At 59.7% G+C, this 25,730-nt stretch carries 25 protein-coding genes and 1 pseudogene; 11 read left to right on the top strand and 15 right to left on the bottom strand.

All coding sequences use genetic code 11. The features are described from left to right. Positions 1 to 143: 143 nt before the first annotated feature. Positions 144 to 647 carry a hypothetical protein gene (locus tag CAF63_RS10290; protein ID WP_085690327.1) on the top strand — a complete coding sequence of 168 codons (504 nt, stop codon included), beginning with the start codon at positions 144 to 146 and terminating at the stop codon, positions 645 to 647. Positions 648 to 688: 41 nt separating this feature from the next. Then, positions 689 to 1,027, top strand: a complete 339-nt coding sequence (locus CAF63_RS10285) for a hypothetical protein (RefSeq protein WP_256574503.1) — start codon at positions 689 to 691, stop codon at positions 1,025 to 1,027. Between the two features lie 407 nt (positions 1,028 to 1,434). Here the strand turns inward: CAF63_RS10285 and CAF63_RS29225 are convergent. Further along, positions 1,435 to 1,557: pseudogene (locus CAF63_RS29225) on the bottom strand (hypothetical protein); the annotation flags it as partial. 291 nt (positions 1,558 to 1,848) lie between these two features. On the opposite strand from CAF63_RS29225, the gene cdiI reads away from it, so the two are divergent. From cdiI to CAF63_RS10260, 3 genes are all read left to right on the top strand, one after another. After that, positions 1,849 to 2,211, top strand: a complete 363-nt coding sequence (gene cdiI / locus CAF63_RS10270) for a ribonuclease toxin immunity protein CdiI (protein WP_085690330.1) — start codon at positions 1,849 to 1,851, stop codon at positions 2,209 to 2,211. Between the two features lie 163 nt (positions 2,212 to 2,374). Then, the gene (locus CAF63_RS10265; protein ID WP_085690331.1) at positions 2,375 to 2,785 is read left to right on the top strand and encodes a hypothetical protein; all 411 of its coding nucleotides are present in this window, start codon (positions 2,375 to 2,377) and stop codon (positions 2,783 to 2,785) included. Between the two features lie 472 nt (positions 2,786 to 3,257). Further along, a complete protein-coding gene (locus CAF63_RS10260; RefSeq protein ID WP_218191762.1) occupies positions 3,258 to 3,569 on the top strand; it encodes a hypothetical protein in 312 nt (103 codons plus the stop codon). 180 nt (positions 3,570 to 3,749) lie between these two features. Here CAF63_RS10260 and CAF63_RS10255 read toward each other — a convergent pair whose 3' ends face one another. The 7 genes from CAF63_RS10255 to CAF63_RS10225 all read right to left on the bottom strand — a co-directional run bounded on the left by CAF63_RS10255 (position 3,750) and on the right by CAF63_RS10225 (position 11,229). Further along, on the bottom strand, positions 3,750 to 5,390 hold the full coding sequence (locus CAF63_RS10255) for a BatD family protein (RefSeq protein WP_085690332.1): 1,641 nt from the start codon (positions 5,388 to 5,390) through the stop codon (positions 3,750 to 3,752). Further along, complete coding sequence (locus CAF63_RS10250) at positions 5,387 to 7,123, bottom strand: VWA domain-containing protein (protein WP_085690333.1); 1,737 nt, start codon at positions 7,121 to 7,123, stop codon at positions 5,387 to 5,389. Before CAF63_RS10250 ends, CAF63_RS10255 begins: the two co-directional genes overlap by 4 nt. Further along, complete coding sequence (locus CAF63_RS10245) at positions 7,120 to 8,199, bottom strand: VWA domain-containing protein (protein ID WP_085690334.1); 1,080 nt, start codon at positions 8,197 to 8,199, stop codon at positions 7,120 to 7,122. The genes CAF63_RS10250 and CAF63_RS10245 overlap by 4 nt, the downstream gene beginning before the upstream one ends. Continuing rightward, complete coding sequence (locus tag CAF63_RS10240; protein ID WP_085690335.1) at positions 8,192 to 8,689, bottom strand: DUF4381 domain-containing protein; 498 nt, start codon at positions 8,687 to 8,689, stop codon at positions 8,192 to 8,194. The genes CAF63_RS10245 and CAF63_RS10240 overlap by 8 nt, the downstream gene beginning before the upstream one ends. Next, positions 8,686 to 9,630 (bottom strand): DUF58 domain-containing protein, encoded by a 945-nt coding sequence (locus tag CAF63_RS10235; protein WP_085690336.1) that lies wholly within the window; start codon positions 9,628 to 9,630, stop codon positions 8,686 to 8,688. Before CAF63_RS10235 ends, CAF63_RS10240 begins: the two co-directional genes overlap by 4 nt. A gap of 5 nt (positions 9,631 to 9,635) precedes the next feature. After that, positions 9,636 to 10,595 carry a MoxR family ATPase gene (locus CAF63_RS10230; protein WP_085690337.1) on the bottom strand — a complete coding sequence of 320 codons (960 nt, stop codon included), beginning with the start codon at positions 10,593 to 10,595 and terminating at the stop codon, positions 9,636 to 9,638. Positions 10,596 to 10,875: 280 nt separating this feature from the next. Next, entirely contained in the window at positions 10,876 to 11,229 is a 354-nt protein-coding gene (locus tag CAF63_RS10225) for a hypothetical protein (protein WP_085690338.1), read from the bottom strand. Between the two features lie 517 nt (positions 11,230 to 11,746). Here CAF63_RS10225 and CAF63_RS10220 point away from each other — a divergent pair. Further along, positions 11,747 to 16,633 (top strand): NAD-glutamate dehydrogenase, encoded by a 4,887-nt coding sequence (locus tag CAF63_RS10220; RefSeq protein WP_085690339.1) that lies wholly within the window; start codon positions 11,747 to 11,749, stop codon positions 16,631 to 16,633. A 164-nt stretch (positions 16,634 to 16,797) separates the two neighbouring features. Here the strand turns inward: CAF63_RS10220 and CAF63_RS10215 are convergent, their stop codons facing one another. From CAF63_RS10215 to CAF63_RS10200, 4 genes are all read right to left on the bottom strand, one after another. Then, entirely contained in the window at positions 16,798 to 17,511 is a 714-nt protein-coding gene (locus tag CAF63_RS10215) for an ATPase (RefSeq protein WP_085690340.1), read from the bottom strand. A 241-nt stretch (positions 17,512 to 17,752) separates the two neighbouring features. Further along, entirely contained in the window at positions 17,753 to 18,172 is a 420-nt protein-coding gene (locus tag CAF63_RS10210; protein ID WP_085690355.1) for a cupin domain-containing protein, read from the bottom strand. Positions 18,173 to 18,384: 212 nt separating this feature from the next. Further along, entirely contained in the window at positions 18,385 to 18,678 is a 294-nt protein-coding gene (locus tag CAF63_RS10205; RefSeq protein ID WP_085690341.1) for a putative quinol monooxygenase, read from the bottom strand. Between the two features lie 127 nt (positions 18,679 to 18,805). Continuing rightward, positions 18,806 to 20,239, bottom strand: coding sequence for a PLP-dependent aminotransferase family protein (locus CAF63_RS10200; protein ID WP_085690342.1), 1,434 nt, complete (start codon positions 20,237 to 20,239; stop codon positions 18,806 to 18,808). Between the two features lie 310 nt (positions 20,240 to 20,549). Here CAF63_RS10200 and CAF63_RS10190 point away from each other — a divergent pair, with 310 nt between their 5' ends. After that, complete coding sequence (locus CAF63_RS10190; protein ID WP_007959341.1) at positions 20,550 to 20,990, top strand: carboxymuconolactone decarboxylase family protein; 441 nt, start codon at positions 20,550 to 20,552, stop codon at positions 20,988 to 20,990. A gap of 305 nt (positions 20,991 to 21,295) precedes the next feature. Here the strand turns inward: CAF63_RS10190 and CAF63_RS10185 are convergent, their stop codons facing one another. After that, positions 21,296 to 21,610, bottom strand: a complete 315-nt coding sequence (locus CAF63_RS10185; RefSeq protein ID WP_085690344.1) for a hypothetical protein — start codon at positions 21,608 to 21,610, stop codon at positions 21,296 to 21,298. Positions 21,611 to 21,805: 195 nt separating this feature from the next. Here CAF63_RS10185 and CAF63_RS10180 point away from each other — a divergent pair, with 195 nt between their 5' ends. From CAF63_RS10180 to CAF63_RS10170, 3 genes are read left to right on the top strand one after another with little or no spacing between them, the layout of a single operon-like run. Beyond that, on the top strand, positions 21,806 to 22,480 hold the full coding sequence (locus tag CAF63_RS10180) for an STN domain-containing protein (RefSeq protein ID WP_085690345.1): 675 nt from the start codon (positions 21,806 to 21,808) through the stop codon (positions 22,478 to 22,480). Beyond that, on the top strand, positions 22,477 to 23,028 hold the full coding sequence (locus CAF63_RS10175; protein WP_085690346.1) for an RNA polymerase sigma factor: 552 nt from the start codon (positions 22,477 to 22,479) through the stop codon (positions 23,026 to 23,028). Before CAF63_RS10180 ends, CAF63_RS10175 begins: the two co-directional genes overlap by 4 nt. 33 nt (positions 23,029 to 23,061) lie before the next feature. Beyond that, the gene (locus CAF63_RS10170) at positions 23,062 to 24,000 is read left to right on the top strand and encodes a DUF4880 domain-containing protein (RefSeq protein ID WP_085690356.1); all 939 of its coding nucleotides are present in this window, start codon (positions 23,062 to 23,064) and stop codon (positions 23,998 to 24,000) included. A 141-nt stretch (positions 24,001 to 24,141) separates the two neighbouring features. Here CAF63_RS10170 and CAF63_RS10165 read toward each other — a convergent pair whose 3' ends face one another. Next, complete coding sequence (locus CAF63_RS10165) at positions 24,142 to 24,750, bottom strand: prepilin-type N-terminal cleavage/methylation domain-containing protein (RefSeq protein WP_085690347.1); 609 nt, start codon at positions 24,748 to 24,750, stop codon at positions 24,142 to 24,144. Next, the gene (gspH, locus tag CAF63_RS10160) at positions 24,747 to 25,199 is read right to left on the bottom strand and encodes a type II secretion system minor pseudopilin GspH (protein ID WP_085690348.1); all 453 of its coding nucleotides are present in this window, start codon (positions 25,197 to 25,199) and stop codon (positions 24,747 to 24,749) included. The genes CAF63_RS10165 and gspH overlap by 4 nt, the downstream gene beginning before the upstream one ends. 132 nt (positions 25,200 to 25,331) lie before the next feature. Here gspH and CAF63_RS10155 point away from each other — a divergent pair. Continuing rightward, positions 25,332 to 25,730 (top strand): hypothetical protein (locus CAF63_RS10155; protein WP_218191764.1); only part of this gene is annotated, 399 nt, incomplete at its 3' end.

Below are 25,730 nucleotides of genomic sequence, written 5' to 3'. Positions count from 1 at the left end.
TAAGCCGATTAATTGACGACCCGGCACCGGTTACCTACCATCGCGCCACTATATTGATATCGTTTTTGGGGTCTGGCGACTCGTCGTGCTTCAACCTGCACGTCACGATAGCTCACAGAGACATTGAGTCTGGAGCAAGCGCAATGAAACGGGTCAATTCGATACCTTCCGTTACTGACACCCAAGCGTATGATTCCTGGAAAAAACAGTGGTCGAGCCAGGAAGGCCTGGACGTTTATTCATACATCTTCGACCAATGCCAGCCCGAACATATTTTGTTGTTTTCAAAAATGTTCTTCCCGGATTTTGTGGTGAATGAGGGGGGCGTATTTTTAGCGCGGAATTTCTCGGCTGAAGTGTTTGATAGCTGTCTTGGCCTTGCCTCTGGTGATCTTTCAAAGACTGAGAAGTTATTGAATGTTGTGAGGGTCTATGATGTTTTTGGCCAGGTTGTCGATAATGTTCCGGATGACGTGTTTGTTCAGTTGTGCAATGTGATTGGTTTTGCGTGGCACATGGTGCTGAAAGAGAAGTTTTCCGAGAGGGTGTTCTGTGTAGAGGTGTCAAACTCGGAGCAGAACTATGGTCCCGATGTTACTTTCTACCAGGTTGGATTAAATAAATTTGTCCCCTTTAAAGGCCGATAATGATCCGGATTCAGGTGGTGGGTTGATCTGGATCGAAAGTTTTGTTGGCCCCGTTTTTAGTCTCGCTTTCACTTTTTTTGCAGGAGGAATTTTTGACATATCAGTATGCATTCCTGGAAGAACGCCTGATGGCCGTACTCGAAGAGCTGGAAGCCCAGCCAGAATTGGCAGTCAGCTTTCCTCCCGAAATTCTGGGTTACGCGCAGACGATGGCCAATATTCGCGAATGGCTGGATCTGGCAGGGGAGTATGGCCTGGCCTACGAAGTGTTGGTGTCTCTGCTTGAGCGCTTTGACTTCAAACTGTCCGGCAAGGCTGCAATAAAGTTGTTAGAGGTGGGGATTTATTTTGGTTTCAAATTCGAAGGTGAGGCAGGCTAATGGGCGTCCCCTTTCTATATGCCAGGAACCAACACAGTGCTTTCTGCCTATCCAGTTCCATGGAGAGGTGTAAATGATTTGCCCAAGATGTGAGCAGGACGACGTTATCAAAGCGATGATAAAAGCGAATAAGTCGATTATTTTTATTTGCCCTGAGTGCGAAGCGACGTGGTTCTCGATCGACGAAATAAAGTTCCCCGGATTTGTTGATTACATGACTTATATGAAGAGTATTGGTCTGTCCCATCTATGGGATGAGTTGGAAATTATTTCGGAGAAAATATAGGTGCCCGAGTAGTAAAGGCAGAGCAAAGGGGTACCAATTTTTGGAGCAGTCCCCTTTTTAATGGTCCCCATTTTTAATGCGAGTCTGACGGGCGTCGACTGATCGACGCCCGGGGACGATCCTACTTCGGATAAAGCGGCGGCAACCCACTATCGCCCACCGGATCCTGCACCCGTTCCGCTGTCGGAATCGTCCGGATCGCCCGCCACAGATCCTCACCCTGCCAATGCTGCCCGGTCTCGCTGTTGTTAAACAAATCTGTCACCTTTTTTCCTAAAAAAATGCGGCAGGTAAAATTGTTGGCGGATTTAAAGATCATGTTTTCACGAAGACGGTCTATGATCCGAAAGTTTTTCCTGATCGGAAAATTCTTGATCTAGGGCAGCAGGCCGCAGCAGCTGGTTTCAAGGGCGCGCAATCCAGAGGACTGAGCCAATACTCCTCTTTTGCCGGCGGCATCTCGTTCAGGGTGTATTTAAATAAGGTCACAGGTACGGTGAATAATGTCCACCCGAATTAGAAATGTGAGGGGCATATGAGAGAGTTGTTCGGTCAGCCATATAGCCAGTCAGACCCTAATTGGATTGTTAAAGGGTATTTTGACAGGATGTATAATGACGGCCGTTTTATCGAGGCGGTTGGCTATATTGTGAAAAGATGGGGGTTCAGTGTGGATGGGGCATACTGTAACTTTCCTGATGAAAGCAGCCCGCTCGACGAAGAACACTTCGAAGGGGTGGAATTTTCCTATGGCTATCCCCCGAGTGATGAGGATACCATAGTCGTCAGCGAATCGGTTTGTACTGAGTATCTTCGGCTAGCTTGTAAGAAGTACCTTCAGCGTCATCTTGAAGATAAGGCGAAAATAGAAGAGCTCTTACGGGTTGTCTCTTTTTGATATAAGAAAAAAGGGACAGTGAAAAAAGTGAAAAAAAGGGGGCAGATTTATTTGATTAAATAAATCTGTCCACTTTTGTACAGGTTTTATTATCAAGGGGTATACGACACCTAGAACCACCGCTTATCCTGTTTTCACACCGTAACCACAAAAAGGTTAGAAAATGAAACTAAAGTTTTTCTACAGATACGGCGGACCTCATCTTGTTTTAGGGCATGTGTATTACGCGTCGGCGGAAACCCTGCCGGGGCAAGCAGGAGCAGAGAGATATGACCGGTACGTCTGCGGAGTACTAACTGCGATAGCTCAAATCCCCGCATGTTGTGATCGAATTATTGAGTCCATCGGAGCTATCGAAAGAGGTTTGGAAACGTCCATCACTGAAGGCGGGAATGATGTGCTGCTGAATATGGACGCCTCAGGTGTACAAGTGGATATTTTGGTCAACGATGACTGGATAGGACAGCCGGCAAGTAATTTTTCATTAGTTGAGTGGCGCATAGTAATTGAAAGCTGGAAGCGACTTCTTCAGCGTCCTAAGGATTCTAACGAGGTAGATCTAGTAACTTTGTAGTAATGGGGGGCAAGGAAGGCTGTCTCGTGGATATAATAAATAAAGCGATAAGGAGTAAAGGGGGGCGGATTTATTGGGTTAAATAAATCTGTCCCGGATGGCACTTACTTAACAGCTAACCGATTCAGCTGAAAGCAAAAAATGAAGAAGGGCTGGCCTTGGTCTACGGTGATAGTTGCGAACACACACCAGAAAACCAAGGACACAGCCCACATTGAAAAAAGGGGACGAAAAAGGGGACAGATTTATTTGATTAAATAAATCTGTCCCCTTTTGAATCAATTCAGCAGCACCTGGCGTTGCCGAAAGTCCCAACTCAGGTCGCGGACGTGACTGTCCCTCCTGGGACTAACATGCAAGTTGGCCGCGTAGCAGCACAGCCTGAGTTTGGAGCGAGCAGCAAAGGTGGTGTTCAGTACCAGTTGTTGGGCCAGATACCAAACGAAAGCTTTGGAATACCGAGGGCGTTGTAATGACTAAAGTCGTTGATCTGAATATGGTTTCAAAAACGATCGAAATTTCAGAGTCGTTAAGTCTTGTACTGATTGATCGACTTGGTCAGGAGGCCTCGCACGGCTCTATTGAGTGTGCGAGGAATATTTATCTGTTAGATGAAACAGGACAGGTTGTGTGGCAGGTGGTTTCGGATTTTGATGCCGATGGCGGAGCCTTCACGAATATCATCCTCAATGACGGCCGGATTCAAGCCTATAGATGGGACGGTGGAATGTACGATATTGATGTAGATACGGGAAAGGCAGTTCCGGGTTTGCTGGTCAGATGAACTAGTCAAGCCACGGAAAGGGAAAGCAAAAAAAGGGGACAGATTTATTTGATTAAATAGATCTGTCCCCTTTTGGGATTAAGGTGAGCAAGTGCGGACGAAGTTCAACTATTGATGGCCAAACCCATGAGAGGTGATCGTCAGTTGTCGTGAGTAATCAGACGCTGACGATCACCTGAACTACTTCGGATAAAGCGGCGGCAACCCACTATCCCCAACCGGATCCTGCACCCGCTCCGCCGTCGGAATCGTCCGAATCGCCCGCCACAAATCCTCACCCTGCCAATGCTGCCCGGTCTCGCTGTAAAGCGCGCCGTTCAAACCATCGAGCGCATCCGACAACGGCACAAACCGCGCCGCCATATCAGCCAGCGTTTCCGGTTGCTGACGGGCCCAGGCGTCGAGGGCCTGGCGGGTGGCGTGGGGGTCGTTGGCCTGGCTGGCGCGTTTGATGTCGTCGAGCAGGGTGCGCGGGCTCGGGCCGGTTTGTGCGGCGCGCAGGATTGCCGGTTGCCAGCGGGCACGCCACCAGAGGCCGAAGCCGAGCAGGGTGGTGCAGGCGAAAACGAAGGTGCTGAGTTTCCACCACCACAAGGCTTCGCTGTCGGTCGCGCTGAGCGGTAGTGCGTTGCCCGCCGGGGTGTCGACTTGCAGGCTCGGGTTGTTCGCCACTTGCAGGGTGCGCGCCGGCAGGCTGGTGTGTTCCAGGTGATCTTCGAAGGTGTTCCACCAGACCACGTCCACCGTTGGCAACTCGATCGAGCCGCTGCGGCTCGGCACCAGCGCTTCGCGTTCTTCACGACTGCCGATCAGGCCGCGATCGCTGCTCTGGTTGTTCAGCACCGGTTGGTCCGGGTAGCGGCGCAGGCCGTTGGCTTCGGTGGCGGGCAGGGCCGGCAGTTGCGAACTGGCCAGGCCTTCGACCTTGAGGGTCAGGCTGCGGGTCAGGGAGTCGCCGACCTGAGTGTGATCCGGCTCCGGGTTCCAGCTTTCGCTCAAGCTCAGGCTGCGGGCCGGCAGCCACGGCGCATCGCTGGGGTAGGTCATCGGTTTGGGTTTGACCGTCAGCGAAGTCGCGGCGGAGCTGATGTGCATCAGTTTGCCCGGCTTCGGCCCCTGCGCTGTGGCGTCCTGCGAGGGCTGGGTATCGACCAGAGTGGCGCTGAAGGTCTGCGGAGCGATGCTCAGCAACCCGCTGTGCTGCGGATAGATCGCGTAGCGCATCTCGATCACGCCATGGCGCACACCATTGATGTCTTTTTCGTAGGTGCGCATGTCGCCCAGTTGCTCGATGCGCGCATCGGCGATCTGCAACGGCGTCAGGCTGCTGTCGTCGTACAGCGACACCGAATGGTAGATGCGCAACGTCAGGATGGCCTGGGCCTGCACGTAGACGCTGGTCTGGTCGAGGCTGGCTTCGATGAACACCGGTTCGCGGGCGCTGCTCTCTTCGCGAGTGTCGCTCTCGATCACTTGCACGGTGATCGGCTTGCTCTCGACTTCGCCCAGTTTCAACGGCGGTATTTCAACGCTGCCGTTCTGCTTGGGCAGCAACGTGATGATCCAGCGAGTGGTGGCGCGGTTGTCATCGTTGAGGGTGTTCAACTGGTTGACCTGACGCGTGCCGCGCACTTCGAACAGCGGCTCCAGCGGGCTCAGGTCCGGTTTGCCGAACTGCGTGACATCGTTGGATTCGAGGGTGAGTTCGACCGTCTCGCCGGAGTTCAGGCGACTGCGATCCACACTGGCCGTCAGCTCGGCCGCCTGGGCGGTGGCCGTGCAGATCAGCAGGGGCAGCAAGAGAGCGGTGAAACGGGTCATCGAATGTTTTCCTGATCCTGATGTTGTTGCTGTTCGTACCAGAATTTGCGTCGCAGCAGTTCGCCCGGATCGTCCGGGATTTTGCCCAGCCATTGTTCCAGCGCCTGGCGCTGCTCGCCTTCGAGGTTGCTTTCGTCCGGGTGCAACTGGGGCTCGGTATTCTGTTCCTTGTCTGCTTCGCTGTCCGGCAGCTCATTCGCACCCGCTAACGGCGGGGTGGTCGGCGGTGGCTCGCTGGCCGACTCGCCTGCTTGCGTTTCGCTGTGGGTTTCGCTTTTGACAGCGGGCGGCGGCGCCGTCGGGGGCGGTGGTTCGTCGCCTGGTATGTTCTGCTGCGCCGGTTTGTTGTCCGGTTCGACCGGTGGCGGGGCGTTTTTCTGTTTCAGCAGATTTTCCACCAGCGCCTTGTTGGTCTGCGCCGGGCGCAAATCCGGTTGTTGTTCGAGTGCCTGCTCATAAGCATCGATCGCCGCTTCCAGCTCACCGCTTTTCGCCAAGGCGTTGCCACGATTGTAGTGGGCGCGAGCATCGCTGCCTTCGGCAAAACGCTGGGCGGCGCCACTGTAGTCGCCAGCCTCGTACAACGCCACTCCTTGCCACTGGTGATCGTCAAAATGTTGCGCGGCTTCAGCCGGGCGTTTCTGTTTGAGCAGATGCAGGCCCTGTTGATCCGGACGCAACCACAAGTCCTCAAAATCAAAAGCGTAGCCGGGTTGCGGCAGGCACAGCAGCAAGGGCAGGCAGAACAACCAGCCGCGGCGCCCGGCGCACGCGGCAAGCAACAACAATGGCAACAGCAGCCAGTAACCCTGATCGGCCCAGGTATCCAGACGCACGGTCTGGCCGTCGTCGCGCAGGCTGCGCGGACCGTTGAGCAGGCCGAGGGCGCCGAGATCGCTTTCGTCCAGCCGGGCAGGGTGATATTCGCCGCCGACACTGTTGAGGAAGGCTGCGAGGCCCGGACTATCGAGTTGCGGCACGCGAATCGCGCCTTGTTCGTCCTTGAGGAAACTGCCGTCTTCCTGGGCAATCGGCGCACCTTCGGCGGTGCCCACGCCAAGCATCAACAGTTGTGCCGATTGACCGCCGAGTGCGCGGCGCATGCCTTGGCGCTCCTCTTCGTTCAGCGAAGAGCCAATCATCAGAATCCGCCCCTGACCCAACGCGCCCTGCTTGAGCAGCGCCAGCGCCTTGCTCACTGCCAGATCGGCGCGATGGCCGCTTTCCGGCATCAGCGAAGGCTTGAGCGCGTCGAGCAAATTGCGACTGGTCGCCAGGTCATCCGACAACGGCACCAGCGTATGGGCGCTGCCGGCGTAAACGACGATAGCGGTCTGCGCATCGCTGCGCACCTGCAACAGATCGAACAGCTTGCGCCGGGCCTGTTCCAGTCGCGTTGGCGGCGAATCGGTGGCGAGCATCTCCGGGGTCAGCTCCAGCACCACCACTAATGGATCGGCAGGTTTCTGGCTGGTCTGTTCGACCCGCTCCCAGCTCGGCCCGAGCAGCGCCAGAATCGTCAGCAGCCAGGCCACGCTCAGGGCGACCCACGGCAACTTGCTGTCGCGACCGCTGCCGCCACTGAGCAACGTGGCATGGAAGGCCGGCGGCAAAATCATCTGCCAGCGTCCGGCACGTTTCTGCCGGTGCCAGAGCTGCCAGATCAGCCAGCCGAGCACCGGCAGCAGCAACAGCCACCAGGGGCGGAACCAGTGCGGCCACAGGGCGATCATCGGCGCCTCCGCAAACGCAGGCGTTTGAGGCGGTCGCGCCAGTCAGGCAAGGGGCTTTGCAGATACAGCTCCTTGGTAAACAGCCGTTGCAGCGGGTTGTCCGGCCACAACACGCGGGCCACCAGCAGAATGCTCAACAGCAGCGCGAACGTCAGCGGCCATTGATACAACGCCTGCGCCGGGCGGGCCTGAGTCGGTTGCTGAGTCACCGGTTCGAGCTGGTCGAGGGTGTCCTTGATCGCTTGCAGTTCCTTGCCATCGCGGGCACGGAAATAGCGGCCGCCAGTGACATCGGCGATAGCCTTGAGCGCCGGCTCGTCGAGATCAAGGGTCGGATTGGTGCCGAGCAGTGCCGTCGCGCCGCTTTCTTCGGGATCGGCGCCGATACCGATCGGATAGATTTTCACGCCCTCGCTGGCAGCCAGTCGAGCGGCCGTCAACGGGTCGATCTCGCCGCCATTGTTAGCGCCATCGGTAACCAGAATCAGCACCCGGCTCTGGGCCGGACGCATGCGCAGGCGCTTCAGAGCCAGGCCGATAGCGTCGCCGATGGCGGTGTTCTTGCCGGCGATGCCGATCCGCGCCTCATCAAGCCAGACCCGAACGGTGCGTCGGTCAAACGTCAGCGGCGCTTGCAGGTAAGCCTGGCTGCCAAACAGGATCAGGCCAACGCGGTCGCCATCGCGACTTTCGAGAAAATCACCGAGCAAATGCTGAACCAGCGACAGGCGACTGACGTCTTCGTCGTTCCATTGCATGTCCGGGAAATCCATCGAGCCGGACACGTCCACAGCCACCAGCAGATCACGACCGCTGGAGGCAATCGGCAGTGGTTCGCCAAGCCATTGCGGGCGCGCAGCCGCGATCAGCAGAAACAGCCACAACAACAGGAACGGCGCCTGCTGTCGCCAGGCCGGAAGATTGGCGCGAGCGCGACGCCGGGCCAGGCCTTCCAGATCCGCCAGAAAACTCACCTTCAGCGCCGGTTCGCCGCTGTCAGCCACCGGCAGCACAAGGCGCATCAGCCACGGCAGCGGCAACAGCACAAAGATCCACGGCCAGGCGAACTCAAACATGTTTGCGGATCCAGGTGTCGACTGCCTGGGTCAGGCCGGCGATGGCTTTGTCGTCGAGTTTGCACTCGGGTTTGTAGGCGCCTTCGACGAGCACCATCCAGCGGGTCAGGCCGGCGGCGGGGCAACGGTTGTCGAGAAACGCCAGCCATTTGCGGCCGTTGAGGGTGTGGCTCTGGCTGTAGGGATAGTGGTTGCGGCACAGGCGCTTGAGCAGGCCGTTGAGCTGCTGCAGCCAGGCCCCGGCCGGAGCGCCGTCGTAGGGTTTGGGCATCTGTGCCAGTTCGGTGAGGGCGGCAATGCGTACCGGGTCGAGCGGCAGTTCGGCGCGTACGATCGGTTTCTTTTTGATCGGAATGAAACGCCTCAGGCGCCAGACTGCAAAACCAATCACTGGCAGCAGTAAAAGCAGCAGCCACCAACCCGGCGCCGGCGGCCAGAAGGCAATCGGTGGCGGGGAGATCAGCGGTTGCAGTTGTTCGAGGCCGTTCATCGACCTTTCCCCGGACGTTGCGGGTTAAGGAATTCACGCATCTGTTCGACCATTTCACTCTGGGTGCTCAATGGCATCAGCAGCACGCGCAGCTTTTGCGCGAGCAACTCCCAGCGGGCGATCCGCGCTTCGGCCTGGGCGCGGTAGGTCTGGCGCAGGTCGAAATTGAGGGTGTCGAGTTCCAGCTGCGCGCCGCGCTCGGCGAACCTGAGCAGTCCGGCAGCGGGCAGGGCGTGATCCAGCGGATCGGACAGCGGCAGCATCAGCAGGTCGCAATGGCGCGACAGCAGGCTCAATTGCTGCTCGGCGCTGTCGGACAGTGCGCGCTCATCGCAAATCACGATCACCAGGCTGCCCGGTCGCAGCACCTCGCGGGCCCGGCGCAGCGCCACGCCAAACGCATCGCGATCCGGCTCCCGTTCGCTGTGCAGCGACTGGTTGACCTTCACCAGCCGGTTGAGCAGTTGCAACAGGCTCTGCTTGCTACGGCGCGGTTTGATTTCGTAGTGCTCGTTGTCGCCGAACACCAGTCCGCCAACCCGGTCGTTGTGACCGAGCGCCGCCCAGCCGATCAGCGCAGCCACCTGCGCCGCCAGCACCGATTTGAACATCAGCCCGGAGCCGAAAAACAGCCGCGTGCTTTGCTCGACCATGATGAAAATCGGCCGTTCGCGTTCCTCATGAAACAGTTTGGTGTGCGGTTCCTGCGTCCGTGCGGTCACGCGCCAGTCGATGGTGCGCACATCGTCGCCGGCCTGATAGACCCGCACCTGATCGAAGTCGACGCCACGGCCCCGGAATTTGGAGTGGTGCAGGCCGATCAACGGGCTGCGCTGGCTCGGCGTGGAAAACAGCTGCACTTCGCGCACGCGGTGCCGCATCTCGATCAATTCGGCGAGGGAGATGCGGATACCGGGTTCGGACGGCAGGGAGGCGTTCATGGGGGTCAAGCGACGGCTACGACGTCGAGAATCCGTTGCACCACCCGATCCTGATCGATACCAGCGGCTTCGGCTTCAAACGACAGAATGATGCGGTGACGCAGCACGTCGAAAAGCACCGCCTGGATGTCTTCCGGGCTGACGAAGTCGCGACCGGCCAGCCAGGCGTGGGCGCGGGCGCAGCGGTCGAGGGCGATGGAGCCACGCGGGCTGGCGCCGTAGGCGATCCACTCGGCCATTTCCGGGTCGAACTTGGCCGGGTTGCGCGTGGCCATGACGAGTTGCACGAGGTATTCCTCCACGGCGTCCGCCATGTACAAGCCGAGGATTTCCTTGCGCGCGGCGAAGATTGCCTGCTGGCTGACCCGACGTTCGGGCTTGGTCTCGCCGTTCAGGGCTTCGCCCCGAGCCTGTTGCAGGATCCGGCGTTCGACGGCAGCGTCCGGGAAACCGATTTTCACGTGCATCAGGAACCGGTCGAGTTGCGCTTCCGGCAGCGGATAGGTGCCTTCCTGCTCGATCGGGTTCTGCGTGGCCATCACCAGAAACAGCGGCGACAGCTCATACGTGCTGCGCCCGACACTGACCTGGCGCTCGGCCATGGCTTCGAGCAAGGCTGATTGCACCTTGGCCGGGGCACGGTTGATTTCGTCCGCCAGCACCAGGTTGTGGAAGATCGGGCCTTGCTGGAACACGAAACTGCCGGTTTCCGGGCGATAGATCTCGGTGCCGGTGATGTCGGCCGGCAGCAGGTCCGGGGTGAACTGAATGCGATGGAACTGGGCTTCGATGCCTTCGGCGAGTTCTTTGATCGCTTTGGTCTTGGCCAGGCCCGGAGCGCCCTCGACCAGCAGGTGGCCGTCGGCGAGCAGGGCGATGAGCAAACGCTCGATGAGTTTTTCCTGGCCGAGAATCTGCGTTGAAAGAAAGGTTCGCAGCGCCAGCAGCGCTTCACGATGTTCCATCGATGACTGTTCCTGGAAAGGGTGGCCACAGGCGTTCGGATAACGCCGGGGCTGGGGGCGTTACTTTAATCCATCGCAGGGGGTGGCGACTAACGGCATTTTGCGCAAAGTGCGGGAAATGACCGGGGGATTTGTTGGAATTTTGTAGGGCGGGGGAAGTGCGGTGTTGTCGAGGGCCCTTTCGCGGGCAAGCCCGCTCCCACATTGACCGCGTTCTGTCAGTAAGACACGGTCCATTGTGGGAGCGAGCTTGCTCGCGAAGGGGCCAGTGCCGACACCATCAAATCTGGCTGATAAAGGTGCCAGTACCATCAAGAATGTTCTTCAGGGTTTCCTCAACCTCAGCCAGATCCACCATGTCCGGATTGAAGGTGATTTCCAGCACATCATCGCCATTCAGCGCATCGGCATCCGCCGCCGCGATTTCGATCTTCAGCAATGTTTTGCTCAGGGTGACCTTGACGCCATCAAGGGTCGACGGCTCGCCATCCAGCGTGATCTCCAGCTCGTCTTCGTCCGGATAGCGGCTCATCAGAAACATTTCGCCCTTGTCGCTGTGGCAGCAGAGCATGGCCATGTTGTCTTCTTCGTCGTCGCACGGGTTGACGATCAAAAGGGCGGTGGTCATTTGCATGGGGAATTCCTGCCTCGGCGGGCTTGTTGGTCGCAATTGGGCGCGATTCTGCCAGCCCCCGGGAATTTCTGCATGTGAGAGTGTCAGAGGATGTGTCGTGAACGCGACACAGGTCAATGGTCATTCCTGGCACACATGTACCGTAAAAACGGGGATCCGGACCGGCATTCTGCCCCATGAATGCTAGTGTTTATCGATGCGCAAGCCTTCGTTTACGTGCCAATGACCGAATATGTCGCAGCACCGCAAGCAGACACATTGTCGCAGCCATTAAGCTGCGCAACGGATGGGCACCCGTAAAGGCATTGCTGCAGGCCCCGAAGCGGCCTCCCGGCAGTCGTTTTTGCAGATGCCCATTCATGGAAGGTGAATGTGACCCGAGTGTCTCGTCCAGCTTCACCCACCTGTCACCCTGTTTCCTCTGCCCGAGATTCAGGAACAGGGCGACGGAACGCCCCGAAAGGGGTTTTGCACGCGACGCTTTCCATCAATAACAAGCCCAAGCGGAGTACCACAGATGGCGTTCTTCACCGCAGCCAGCAAAGCCGACTTCCAGCACCAACTGCAAGCGGCACTGGCGCAGCACATCAGTGAACAGGCACTGCCACAAGTGGCGCTGTTCGCTGAACAATTCTTCGGCATCATTTCCCTGGACGAGCTGACTCAACGTCGCCTCTCCGACCTCGCTGGCTGTACTCTTTCTGCGTGGCGCCTGCTTGAGCGCTTCGATCACGCGCAACCACAAGTGCGCGTCTACAACCCCGATTACGAACGTCACGGCTGGCAGTCGACCCACACCGCGGTCGAAGTGCTGCACCATGACTTGCCGTTCCTGGTGGACTCGGTGCGTACCGAGCTGAACCGTCGCGGCTACAGCATCCACACCCTGCAGACCACCGTGCTGAGCGTGCGTCGCAACGACAAGGGCGAATTGCTGGAAATCCTGCCAAAAGGCACCACCGGCGAAGGCGTGCTGCACGAGTCGCTGATGTACCTGGAAATCGACCGCTGCGCCAATGCGGCCGAATTGAATGTGCTGAGCAAGGAACTGGAACAGGTTCTGGGCGAAGTCCGCGTCGCCGTAGCCGATTTCGAGCCGATGAAAGACAAGGTGCAGGAAATCCTCACCAAGCTCGATAACAGCGCATTCGCCGTCGATGCCGACGAAAAGAACGAAATCAAGAGCTTCCTGGAATGGCTGGTGGGCAACCACTTCACCTTCCTCGGCTACGAAGAGTTCACCGTTGTCGATCAGGCCGATGGCGGCCACATCGAGTACGACCAGAACTCGTTCCTCGGCCTGACCAAATTGCTGCGTACCGGTCTGACCAACGAAGACCGCCACATCGAAGATTACGCAGTGAACTACCTGCGTGAACCGACCCTGCTGTCCTTCGCCAAGGCTGCGCACCCGAGCCGCGTACACCGCCCGGCTTATCCGGATTACGTGTCGATCCGCGAAATCGATGCCGACGGCAAAGTCATCAAGGAACACCGCTTCATGGGCCTGTACACCTCGTCGGTGTATGGCGAAAGCGTACGTGTCATCCCGTTCATCCGCCGCAAGGTCGAGGAAATCGAGCGTCGCTCGGGCTTCCAGTCCAAGGCTCACCTGGGCAAGGAACTGGCACAGGTTCTGGAAGTACTGCCGCGTGACGACCTGTTCCAGACCCCGGTCGACGAACTGTTCAGCACCGTGATGTCGATCGTGCAGATCCAGGAACGCAACAAGATCCGCGTGTTCCTGCGCAAAGACCCGTACGGCCGTTTCTGCTACTGCCTGGCCTACGTGCCGCGCGACATCTATTCCACCGAAGTCCGCCAGAAGATCCAGCAAGTGCTGATGGAGCGCCTGAAAGCCTCCGACTGCGAATTCTGGACGTTCTTCTCCGAGTCCGTGCTGGCCCGCGTGCAACTGATCCTGCGCGTCGACCCGAAAAACCGCATCGACATCGACCCGCTGCAACTGGAAAACGAAGTCATCCAGGCCTGCCGCAGCTGGCAGGACGACTACGCCGCACTGACCGTCGAAACCTTCGGGGAAGCCAACGGCACCAACGTGCTGGCGGATTTCCCGAAAGGCTTCCCGGCCGGCTACCGCGAACGTTTCGCTGCGCATTCGGCTGTGGTCGACATGCAGCACTTGCTCAATCTGAGCGAGAAGAAGCCGCTGGCCATGAGCTTCTACCAGCCGCTGGCCTCCGGCCCACGCGAGCTGCACTGCAAGCTGTATCACGCCGATACTCCGCTGGCACTGTCCGACGTATTGCCAATCCTGGAAAACCTCGGCCTGCGCGTGCTCGGTGAATTCCCGTACCGTCTGCGTCACACCAACGGCCGCGAGTTCTGGATCCACGACTTCGCGTTCACCGCCGCCGAAGGACTGGACCTGGACATCCAGCAACTCAACGACACCCTGCAGGATGCGTTCGTCCACATCGTCCGTGGCGATGCCGAGAACGATGCGTTCAACCGTCTGGTGCTGACCGCCGGCCTGCCATGGCGCGACGTTGCGCTGCTGCGTGCCTACGCCCGCTACCTGAAGCAGATCCGACTGGGCTTCGACCTCGGCTACATCGCCAGCACCCTGAACAACCACACCGACATCGCTCGCGAACTGACCCGGTTGTTCAAGACCCGCTTCTACCTGGCCCGCAAGCTCGGCAGCGACGATCTGGACGACAAGCAACAGCGTCTGGAGCAGGCGATCCTGACCGCACTGGACGACGTTCAAGTCCTCAACGAAGACCGCATCCTGCGTCGTTACCTGGACCTGATCAAAGCGACCCTGCGGACCAACTTCTACCAGACCGACGCCAACGGCCAGAACAAGTCGTACTTCAGCTTCAAGTTCAACCCGCACTTGATCCCTGAGCTGCCGAAACCGGTGCCGAAGTTCGAAATCTTCGTTTACTCGCCACGCGTCGAAGGCGTGCACCTGCGCTTCGGCAACGTCGCTCGCGGCGGTCTGCGCTGGTCCGACCGTGAAGAAGACTTCCGTACCGAAGTCCTCGGTCTGGTGAAAGCCCAGCAAGTGAAGAACTCGGTCATCGTGCCGGTGGGTGCGAAGGGCGGCTTCCTGCCGCGTCGCCTGCCACTGGGCGGCAGCCGTGACGAGATCGCGGCCGAGGGCGTTGCCTGCTACCGCATCTTCATCTCGGGCCTGCTTGACATCACCGACAACCTGAAGGACGGCAAACTGGTACCGCCGGCCAACGTCGTGCGTCATGACGACGATGACCCGTACCTGGTGGTCGCGGCGGACAAGGGCACTGCAACCTTCTCCGACATCGCCAACGGCATTGCCATCGACTACGGCTTCTGGCTGGGTGACGCGTTCGCGTCCGGTGGTTCGGCCGGTTACGACCACAAGAAAATGGGCATCACCGCCAAAGGCGCGTGGGTTGGCGTTCAGCGTCACTTCCGCGAACGCGGCATCAATGTCCAGGAAGACAGCATCACCGTGGTCGGCGTGGGTGACATGGCCGGTGACGTATTCGGTAACGGCCTGTTGATGTCCGACAAGTTGCAACTGGTTGCTGCGTTCAACCACATGCACATCTTCATCGATCCGAACCCGAACGCGGCCACCAGCTTCGTCGAGCGCAAGCGCATGTTCGACCTGCCGCGTTCGGCCTGGTCCGACTACGACACGAGCATCATGTCTGAAGGCGGCGGCATCTTCTCGCGCAGCGCGAAGAGCATCGCCATCTCGCCACAGATGAAAGAGCGTTTCGACATTCAGGCCGACAAGCTGACCCCGACCGAACTGCTGAACGCCTTGCTCAAGGCGCCGGTGGATCTGCTGTGGAACGGCGGTATCGGTACTTACGTGAAAGCCAGCACCGAAAGCCACGCCGATGTCGGCGACAAGGCCAACGATGCGCTGCGCGTGAACGGCAACGAACTGCGCTGCAAAGTGGTGGGCGAGGGCGGTAACCTCGGCATGACCCAATTGGGTCGTGTGGAATTCGGTCTCAATGGCGGCGGTTCGAACACCGACTTCATCGACAACGCCGGTGGCGTGGACTGCTCCGACCACGAAGTGAACATCAAGATCCTGCTGAACGAAGTGGTTCAGGCTGGCGACATGACCGGCAAGCAACGCGATCAGTTGCTGGCGAGCATGACCGACGAAGTCGGTGGTCTGGTGCTGGGCAACAACTACAAGCAGACTCAGGCCCTGTCCCTGGCGGCCCGTCGCGCTTATGCACGCATCGCCGAATACAAGCGTCTGATGAGCGACCTGGAAGGCCGTGGCAAGCTGGATCGCGCCATCGAGTACCTGCCGACCGAAGAGCAACTGGCCGAACGCGTTGCCGAAGGCCATGGCCTGACCCGTCCGGAGCTGTCGGTGCTGATCTCGTACAGCAAGATCGACCTCAAGCAGCAGCTGCTGGACTCGCTGGTGCCGGACGACGACTACCTGACCCGCGACATGGAAACCGCGTTCCCGCCGACCCTGGTCAGCAAGTTCGCCGAAGCCATGCGCCGTCACCGTCTGAAGCGCGAAATCGTCAGCACCCAGATCGCCAACGATCTGGTCAACCACATGGGCATCACCTTCGTTCAGCGACTCAAAGAGTCCACCGGCATGACCCCGGCGAACGTGGCAGGTGCGTATGTGATCGTGCGCGACATCTTCCACCTCCCGCACTGGTTCCGTCAGATCGAAGCCCTGGATTATCAGGTTTCCGCCGACGTGCAACTGGAGCTGATGGACGAGCTGATGCGTCTGGGCCGTCGCGCCACGCGCTGGTTCCTGCGTGCCCGCCGCAACGAGCAGAACGCTGCCCGTGACGTCGCGCATTTCGGTCCGCACCTGAAGGAGCTGGGTCTGAAGCTGGACGAACTGCTGAGCGGCGAAATCCGTGAAAACTGGCAGGAGCGTTATCAGGCTTACGTGGCTGCCGGTGTGCCGGAACTGCTGGCGCGTATGGTGGCGGGTACGACCCACCTCTACACGCTGCTGCCGATCATCGAAGCGGCCGACGTCACCGGTCAGGACCCAGCCGAAGTGGCCAAGGCGTACTTCGCCGTGGGCAGCGCGCTGGACATCACCTGGTACATCTCGCAGATCAGCGCCTTGCCGGTTGAAAACAACTGGCAGGCCCTGGCCCGTGAAGCGTTCCGCGACGACGTCGACTGGCAGCAACGCGCGATCACCATCGCCGTTCTGCAAGCGGGCGGCGGCAACCTGGACGTCGAAGAGCGTCTGGCACTGTGGATGGCGCAACACGACGCGATGATCCAGCGCTGGCGCGCCATGCTGGTGGAAATCCGTGCCGCCAGCGGCACCGACTACGCCATGTACGCGGTGGCCAACCGTGAGCTGAACGACGTGGCGCTGAGCGGTCAGGCGGTTGTGCCTGCTGCGGCGACTGCGGAGCTTGAGCTTGCTTGAGTAGCCGTTGAATGAAAAAGCCCCTGCATTGTGAGATGCGGGGGCTTTTTTATGGCTGATGGATTTGTGTTGTTTGATCCGGCCCTTTCGCGAGCGAGCCCGCTCCCACATTTGGAACGCATTTCCCTGTGGGAGCGGGCTTGCTCGCGAAGAGGCCTTTTGTATCAATACAACTTAGGTGCTTGTTTGTTATCAAGCATCGACACTTTATCTGCCGGTCTGGTCAGTAAATTACTGAGCGACTGGTCAAACTTCTGCAACGCCCGCACCTGAACTTCCTGTTGCTGATTAATATCCGCAACAATCTCCTCCGAACGCTTGAAGTCCGCCCACACCGGCGTCAACTCTTTCGCCTCGGACCCCTTGGCCGTCCCGATGTAGTTGAACTTCGCATCATAAAAATCTGCACTCACATCCGCCTTGATGTCCGAACTGCGTGAAGTAATCAACTGGCTGTGAGTGTCGACGATCGCCACCACATCCGGATTGGCCGCGCGCAGGCTCTGCATGTCCGGGTACACCGTGACCGAGCCGAACTGGCGTTGCAGCGAGGCTTTCACCCAATCCACCGCCATGTCCGGTTTTGAGGTGGCGACGTAGGCGTCATGGATCGGCTGCACCAATAAACTCTGACCAAAACCGGTGCCGGCGTTGGCCTGATACTCGCGCAGGTATTCGCGGTTGGTCTGGGTGCTCGGGCTGTAGACCACGCCCAGCGAGACACCGGGGCCGCTTTTGACCTGAGTGGCGCTGCTGCGGCCGACGGGTTGGGTGAACAATGTGTCGAGGGAAGAAACCGCTTTGGGGGCGGTAGGAACTGAACAGGCGGACAACGCTAAAACCGATATCGCCAAAGTACTGGCAAAGGCAAGTTTCATGGTGAGTCTCCCGTGAAGCAACTTCAGTTGGAAAGTCAGGGGTGTCGGGGTTGATTAAATAGAACCGGCGACAGTTGCCTCAGACTACTCCCGCCAAACTGAAAACAACCTGACAATTTGCTGAATGACTGTCATGCAATAGTTTTATTGGTTGTAAGCGTTCTTGATTAATTGCCGCGAGAAATAAAAAAGGCGTAAATCAAAAATTTGCGCCTTTTATTTATGGCTGGTTAAGCAACCATCAGTTTTTCAATGGGATCAACACTTGCTCGTCCGGCGACAGCACCATGAACACCAGCAACTTGGCCGGTTTGCTCTTGCTGGCGTTTTTCGAGATCAAATGCTCGGAGCCGGCCGGCTCGTACCAGTACTGGCCCTTCTTGTAGGTGACCGGTTGCTCACCCTTGACCTGGGAAACGATCTCGCCTTCGAGCACGTAGGCCATGGCGGTGCCGTCGTGTTTGTGGGCAATCGAGGACTGGCCGGGTTTGTAGTCGACTTCAATCATCATGGCTTTTTTGCCGGGGACGTTTTTCAGCATCTGGTCCTGCAGCACCGAGATTTTCTCGGACGGGGAGTCGGTGCCGTGGGCCAGTGCAGAAGCGCTGATGGTGAGGGCCAGAGCGGCGAGCGGGGCGGCAAGCAAGTGCAGGGCTTTCATGGTGATCACCTGATAAGTGGGGGAGTCGGTCATCACAGTAGTCCGCGGGCCGGGGTATTCAAACGGCCAATATTCGGGAAGTTCGGGTGGCCAATCCTTGAAATTTCAGCGCCTGTGAATACGCCTTCGCGAGCAAGCCCGCTCCCACATTCAACCGCATTCAAATGTGGGAGCGAGCTTGCTCGCGAAGGCGCTCCGACGAAGATGTCGGATCAGACGATAGGAAAGCTGTTGAAATCCACGCTATTGGCCAGACGACTGTCGATCAGGTCGATGAAGCCCTGAGCTTCCGGGCGATTGAAATGTGCCTGCATCGCCGCTTCCGATTGCCAGCGGGCGCTGACCGTCCAGCGCTGACTGTCCTCGGGGCAGCGGTCGACCATGTAGGAATCGCAGCCCGGCGTTTCGCGCAGGGTTTCGACGATCTTCTGCAACTGCTTGCCCAGCTCCTCCGATCGGCCGGCGGCAGCCTGCACCTGTACGGTGTTGATCACTTCGTTGGACATTGCTCACACTCCTGAATCAGGCCGGACGAATCCTGCTCATTGAGGGATAACGCCTGTGCAGAATAGGCCTGCACCCCCGGATCACCAATAACCAATCGGCGGGTAATCCGTTAGACCAATCAATCTATCAGGCGACCTGTTGCAGAATGTCGCGCAGGCGATCCAGCGCGATATCGATGTCCAGCGTCTCGATGGCGCCGAAACCGAAGTACATCCCGCTTCTGGCCGGCTGCTGGTAATAGAAGCTATCGATGGCGTACAGCCCGACTTCGACCTTTTTCGCCAGTTCGATCACCAGCGGCAAGTCGATGGGCACCTTGCAGAACACCGTCATGTGAAACCCCGCGCTGGGCGGCACGGCCTCCAGCCACGGCGACAGGTCGGTGGCCATGCGCGCCAGAATCCGCTCACGGCGCTGGGCATAAATGGTGTGGCAGCGGCGAATGTGCTTGAGCAGACAACCCTCGGCAATGAACTTGGCCAGCGCCCATTGCGGCAGGGTGGAGGCGTGCAGATCGGTGAGTTGTTTGGCGCGGATCACCGCTTCGAGGATCGCCGGCGGCAGGATCGCGTAGCCGAGACGCAGCTCTGGCAACAGAGTTTTCGAGAAGGTGCCGACGTAGGCGACGATGCCGCGCTGATCGAGCTTGTGCAGCGAATCGGTCGGGCGGCCCTCGTAGCGGAACTCGCTGTCATAGTCGTCCTCGATGATGATCGCGCCCAGCTCATGGGCCCGTTCGAGCAGGGCTTCGCGCCGCGCCTGGCTCATCGGCATGCCCAGCGGAAACTGGTGCGACGGCGTCACGTAAATCAGCCGCGTGCCCTCGGGAATCTGCTCGACCTGAATGCCCTCGGCATCCACCGGCACGCCGACCACCGTCGCCCCGTGAGTGCCAAACAGCAGCCGCGCCGGCGGGTAACCGGGATCTTCCATCGCCACCAGACTGCCGGGGCGAATCAGTACCCGCGTGATCAAATCCAGCGCCTGTTGCGCGCCGTTACAAACAACAATGTCCTCGTCCTGGCAGTTCACACCACGGGAAAACGCGATGTGCCGGGCAATCGCATTGCGCAGCGCCGGCAGGCCCTCCGGCACGCTGTAGAACCCTTTGGAATTGGCCATCTGCCGCAGCGCGTGAGAGACGCAGCGGCGCCAGTCATCCTGGGGAAACTGGCCCTTGCTGGTTGCGCCGCCGATGAAGTCGTAGCGCAGCGAACCCTCGAGCGCTGGATGACGCAGAAACACCGGCAGATTGCGCCAGCTCTCGATCACTTCGGAACTGGCCAGTTCGGAATGGCTTTGCTTGCGCTGTACCGGCGTCGAGCGGGCGTTGACGTAAGTGCCTTTGCCGATGACGCCGGTGAGGAAGTTTTCGTAGGTGAGCTGCGCGTAAGTGTCGGAAATGGTCTTGCGCGAAATCCCCAGTTGCTCGGCGAGCAAGCGGCTGGGCGGCAACTGGGTGCCGGCGGCCAGACGCCCGGATTCAATGGCGCCGCGCAGTTGCTGGTACAACTGACCGGCCAGATCCTTGCGGCCATTGATCACGACATGCAGTTCCATACCGAGGGGGCTCTCCGGGCGATTGAGTGTGCCGGCCAGATTACTCCCGAATGCGGCATCGACAGAAGTTGCGTAGTGCAAATCCTTCAAATTGGCGCAAAACCCTGTGGGAGCGAGCTTGCTCGCGAAGGCGTCAGTTCAGCCACTGTCAAAGGTGAATGACACACCGCTTTCGCGAGCAAGCTCGCTCCCACAGGTTTCGTGTTTTGCCTGGATCAGTGGTCTGCCGTTTTTCCGTGGAATTGGGGCTGTAACCTTGCCGAACCAACGCTTACCGTGAAATCACTCTTCTGCTGCCCGAGGCCCGCCCATGTCCCCGCGTCTGGATTACTACAGCGCTTCACCCAAAGCCATGAAAGCGATGATTGCCCTGGAAGCGCTGACCAGCAGCCTGAGCATCGAGCCGCCGCTGCTGCACCTGATCAAGATCCGCGCCTCGCAACTCAACGGCTGCGCGTTCTGCACTGACATGCATTCGGTGGAAGCGCGGCGGGCAGGGGAGACGGATCGACGCTTGTACGCCATCGCGGTCTGGCGCGACAGCGGCTTTTTCAACCTGCGCGAGCGTGCCGCGCTGGCCTGGACCGAGGCCGTGACACTGCTGGCGGACAGCCGGGTGCCTGACGATGTTTACCAGCAGGCGCGGGAACAGTTCAACGAGACCGAACTGGTGGACCTGACCATGGCCGTCAGCACCATCAACAGCTGGAATCGCCTGGCGGTGAGCTTCCGGCAGATTCCCAGTGACTGATCACTAGCGGTCGATCACGCCCATGTGCCCACGCGTTGAACGCACCACGCCCCACACGGTGATCGTTCCCATGCTCCGCGTGGGAATGCCTCTAGGGACGCTCCGCGTCCAGTGACGCGGAGCGTCACGGGCTGCATTCCCACGCGGGAGCGTGGGAACGATCAGGTAAAAGCTGGTTCGGTGGTTGTGGTTTTGATCGTTCCCGCGCTCCGCGTGGGAATGCCTCTGGGGACGCTCCGCGTCCAGTGACGCGGAGCGTTACGGCTGCATTCCCACGCGGGAGCGTGGGAACGATCAGGTGAAAGTCAGTTCGGTGGCCGCTGCGGTTTCACCGACGTGCCAAACGTAATGCCCATCCGCGTACTGGTGGCTGCCGGCGTCGCCAGCCCCACCTGATTCGGCGGCCGCTTGTTGACCGGCACATTCATCGCTTCCTGATTCTTCTGCGCAGCCGCCGCGCCGTCGGGGTTGTTGCCCATCTGTTGGCTCAGGCAATCGTAATTCGGCGCCTTGTAGCCACCCACCGTCACCTCGATGCAGCCTAGCGGCTCCTCCGCGTGTGCACCGCCAAACGCCATCAGCAACAACCCGCCGAAGACGACTTTCCAGACTGATTTCATGCCTGCCTCCTGGCCGGCCCGAAGGGGCCGCTCTAGCTCAAGAGTCTAGTGCAACGGCGGCGCCGATCCCGTGATGGTTTTTTTGCAGTGGCCGTCACACCAGATTCATAAACAGCCCTCAGGATGACGGTTTTCAGGGGTACATCAGCCGTGCAGCGAGGCCGTGCCAGGGACGAATTTGCGCGCTCAGCGCTCATGCGCCAGCTCTGTCTGGGGCTGCTGCTTGGCTTGTTTCTGAGCCGTGCCGGCGCCGACCCGATGCCGGCGACGATGCGCATGACGCTGCACATCCCGGCCCAGGAACTGGCCCGCGCCCTCGATCAGTTCAGCCGCGCCACCGGCATGGCGGTGCTGGTCGACAGCCAGTTGAGTCGCGGTCGACGCTCGTTGGCGGTGGATGGCGAATTCACCGCCGCCGAAGCGTTGCGCCGGATGCTCGGCGGCAGCGGCTTGATGGCCAAGTACAGCCGCGACGACGCGTTCACCTTGCAGGTTGCGCAAGTCGAGGAAGTGCCAATGCCGGCGGAGAAACCCACCCCCGCCAGCGCAGCGGTCAACCGCAGTTACGCCACGGCGGTGCAGGCCACGATTGAACGCAACCTGTGCCGCTCGCCGTTGACCCGACCCGGCAGTTTTCGCGCGGTGTTGCAGTTGTGGATCGGTCGCGACGGCGTGGTGCAGCACAACCGGTTGGTCACCTCGACCGGCGATGTTCGGCGCGATGCAGCGCTGGTAGACAGTTTTCACACGCTCAGAATCGACCGGCCGACACCCGGCGCATTGCGCCAGCCAGTCACCTTGCTGTTGTTACCCGAATCGTCAGGAAAGCGCATGGAATGCACACAATGGGAAGGAGTTTCCGGGGGATGAAAGACGCCGGACAAAGTTCGATGGTCCAGCTGTTCCTGACGTCCTACGAGGACTTTCGGGTGCGCCTGCGACGCCGTCTCGGCTCGGAGGACCTGGCCAACGACGTGCTGCAAGAAACCTGGCTGCGGCTCGACCGCATGGAAGCGCCGCCGAACCTCTTGCGGCCCAACGCCTACCTCTATCGCATGGCCCTCAACATCGCCGCCGACCGCCGCCAGGCCGATGCGCGGCTGCTCACCGGCAGCGAAGTCGAAGAACTGCTGCAAGTCAGCGACGAAGCGCTCGACCCGATGCGCGTGGTCGGCGGCCAAAAGGAAATCCAGTCCCTGCTCAGCGCCCTCTACGAGCTGCCGGCCCGGCGCCGCCGGATCTTCATCGCCGCACGCCTGGAAGAGGCGCCGCACCTGGAAATCTCCCAGCGTTTCGGCATCTCCACGCGCATGGTCGAGAAGGAAATCAAGGCCGCCCTCGGACACTGCGCGGCCAAACTGGAAAGAAAAGTGTTTCAGCGGTTCGGTCGCGGGGCCGGAAAACCGTCTAGTGAATGAAGCTCCCGATCAACCCGTCGAGTACCTGTGCGTTTGAACATCTTCCGTCTGACACCTGCCGAGCCCACGCCTGCCGAGCGTCTGCAAAGCGAAGCCCGCGACTGGCTGATCCTGCTGACCTCCGGCCGCGCCACGGTCGCCGACGCCCGAGCGCTGCGCCAGTGGTGCGCGCAAAGCCCCGAACACGCGCGCGCCTTCGAAGAGTGCAAGGCGTTGTGGCACTTGCTGCAACCGGCGGCAGAAGAATTGCGGGCACCACGCCGGTTTGGACGCCGGGCCTTTCTCGGCGGCGCCATTGCCGCGTCGGCCGCGTTCCTGCTGGTGCGCGGCACGATCCCGGGCGGGTTCTCCGGGCTCGGCGCCGATTACATCACTGAAGTCGGCCAGCAACGTCGGGTCGAACCGGCCGATGGCTTGAGCCTGGAATTGAACACCCAGACCCGCATCAACCAGCGTTCGGTGGATGAGGGCGTACAAGGCTTTGAACTGGTCAGCGGTGAAGTCGAAGTGCAGACCGCACGGCTGCCGATGGCGATGCAGGCCGGTGGCGGCTGGTTGCGGGCGAGCAGGGCGCGGTTCAACCTGCGTAACCTCGATCAACAGGTGTGCGTGACGTGCCTTGATGGCGCGGTGGAAGTGGAAGTCGAAGGTCGCAACCTGCGCCTTGAACCGGGCCAGCAACTGACCTACGACGCGCAACGGGTCGGCAGCGTACAAAGCGTCGACACCGCCGCGGTAAGCAACTGGCGTCAACAGGTGCTGGTGTTCAACGGCGCGACCCTGAGCCAGATGATCGACGAGATCAACCGCTACCGCCCCGGCATGTTGCTGTTGCTCAACCGCGAGCTCGGTCAACGCCGCGTACAAGCACGTTTCTCCCTCGACCAACTGGCCGGCGTAGGTGCATTGATCCGCGATGCCTACGGCGTCAAATGCACCGAGTTGCCGGGTGGCGTAGTCGTCCTCAGCTAACTCAACTCAACCCCCACTAACACCTTAGAACCCTGTGGGAGCGGGCTTGCCCGCGAAAGCGGTGGATCAGCCAATGATATGTTGAATGTTCTGCCCCCTTCGCGAGCAAGCCCGCTCCCACAGGGACCTCAGTGCTTCGGTTTACTCCAACGGCCCCATCACCTGCCTGTACTTCTCCACCCCCTGCGCCGTCTCCCGAGTCAACCGCACCTCCAACCCCAACGGATCCTCCCGCCGATTCCCGCTCAACTGCCGCCACCCCTTATCCACCTCCCAAACCCGCACCTGCAAATCACTCACCTCACTCAAAACCGCCACCCCAGCCGTAGGCGCCGGCAACGGATACCGACTGCGCGCCGGCGCCACCGCGCGATACAACGTGTCCCCCTTGAGCCACCACCGAACCCGCTGCAAAGCCCCCGGCTGATCCGCCGCGCTCCGAATAATGTCCAGCCGAAACCCCTTGCTGTCACTGCTGCGCACCGTAAGCGCAGGCGGGGCCGTCGCCGGTTCATCCTCAGTGCCGACCTTCTTCGGCTCCGTCAGCTCAACCCCGGCGCGCATCTCCACATCCCGCTGCATCTGATTCAACGCCCGCAACAGGCTGTCGCTCTGCTCACCACTGGCCTGCAAATGGCTGTCGGCGCGCGTGACACTGTCCAGCCCCTTCCAGGCAATCAGACTGACCACCGCCATCAACAGAATCGCGACCATCACCTCGATCAGCGTAAAACCGTGTTGTCTGTTCATTGCACGCTGATCCGGCCCGAAGCATCGCGCAGCACACTCAACCGATTGAGCCCGTCCGACAGCGTCAACTGCAGCGGCGGATTGATCCACTCCGCGTTGAGCACTACCTTCTGCTTCGGCTCCACCCGCACCGCAAGCTTCGGACTCTGCCAGAGACGCGGCCGCAACTGCGGGTCCCGATCGAAATGATCAAAACCCTTGCCACTGTCACTGCGCCGACTGAACCGAAATCCCTTGCCATCGCTCAACCACGCAATCGGCCGGCCATCGGCGCGGGCCTCGGCCTGGGCAATCTGCAGCAACTGCGCCACGCGCTCGGCGTCCTTGCGCAGCAACTGCGACGGATCGGGCTTGATACTCAGACTGATCGCCGCACTGGCGATACCGATGATCACCAGCACCACCATCAACTCGATCAGCGTAAAACCCTGCTGCCTGCACCGGTTCATCGAATGCGCACTCCCTTGCGTCCAGCCCGTCCCAAAAAACCATCCTGCACGGCCAACATGTAAGGCGTGTGAAATAAAACCGTGAGAATTGCCGCGTAGTCTGGTCACCGGGACTAAAAGGAGATTCAGCCCATGAGATACACCGCACGCTTTTCACCCCCCCAAATCATCCAGGCCGCCGCACTGCTGGCCGCCCTGGTCGGCATCGCCACCTGGTCATCCCTGCTCCTGACCACCGCCGAATCCCACACCCCGACCGCCACCCCGCAACTGCTTGCGGCGCGCAGCGATAACCCGGCGTTGCAATGGTTTTCCAATCGCACGGCGCCGGTGGAGATCAAAGTCAGCGGCGTGATGGCGGGGAGTCGAGGGGCGGTGGCGATACTCAGCCTCAACGACGGGCCGCCGAGGAGTTTTTTGCAGGGGGAGCGGGTGAGTCCTGGGGTGAAGTTGGTGGCGGTGGTCAGTCTGATTGCCTGGAAGGGGCTGGACAGTGTCACGCGCGCCGACAGCCATTTGCAGGCCAGTGGT

Origin of the sequence: Pseudomonas sp. B20(2017), from assembly GCF_002113125.1 — a bacterium.
Lineage (GTDB): Bacteria > Pseudomonadota > Gammaproteobacteria > Pseudomonadales > Pseudomonadaceae > Aquipseudomonas.
Note: the sequence above shows the minus strand (reverse complement) of the source record. Positions and strands in the feature narration are given on the sequence as shown.